The organism is Kitasatospora griseola (genome assembly GCF_014648555.1).
Lineage (GTDB): Bacteria > Actinomycetota > Actinomycetes > Streptomycetales > Streptomycetaceae > Kitasatospora > Kitasatospora griseola.
Window position 1 is genome coordinate 1 of the sequence record NZ_BMRI01000115.1, and the last position, 738, is coordinate 738.

At 70.1% G+C, this 738-nt stretch carries 1 pseudogene; it reads left to right on the top strand.

Annotated elements, in window-relative coordinates:
• Window positions 1-89 precede the first annotated feature (89 nt).
• Window positions 90-738, top strand: a pseudogene (locus IEZ12_RS37370) (IS630 family transposase); the annotation flags it as partial.

Here is a 738-nt window from a genome sequence, read left to right on the forward strand (position 1 = left end):
TACTGAAGTTGAATGTGTGATGTCGCTCGGACGGGTGAAGCAGTAGCGTTCGTCTGCCGGTGGAGGGTCGAGCCCGGTAGTCGTGTGCTGTGAGGTATGCACAGGGCGGCGGTTTGACCGACGCGGAGAGGGCCGCACGGGAGCGGATCCGGCAGCAGGCCGTGTCGCGCTTCGAGAGTGGTGAGAAGAGTCGGGAGATCGCGGCCGCGCTGCGGGTGAGTGTGCGGTCGGTGGAGCGCTGGCGCCGGCAGTGGCGCGAGGGCGGTTCGGCGGGTGTCGCTTCGAAGGGCTCGCCCGGTCGTCCGAAGCTGTCCGATGCCCAGATCGCGCGGTTGGAGCGGGAGTTGGAGCGTGGGCCGCTGGCTCACGGCTGGGCTGACCAGCGGTGGACGCTGGCACGGGTGAAGACGTTGATCGGCCGGCTGTTCCACGTCTCCTACACCGTGGAGGGCACCTGGGTCCTGCTGAAGCGGCACGGCTGGTCCTGGCAGCAGCCGGCCCGCCGGGCGATCGAACGCGAAGACGCGGCGGTGGAGTTGTGGAAGAAGGACACGTGGCCGCGGGTAAAAGCACCGCGGCGGCCCGCGACGCCTGGCTCGTCTTCGAGGACGAAGCCGGGCAGTCGATGAGGCCGCCGCGCGCCAGGACCTGGGGCAGACTCGGCTGCACCCCCGTCGTGCGGGTGCGTAGCCGGGGAGCCGGCCGGGTCTCCATGGCGGGGCTGAGCTGCTACAAGCC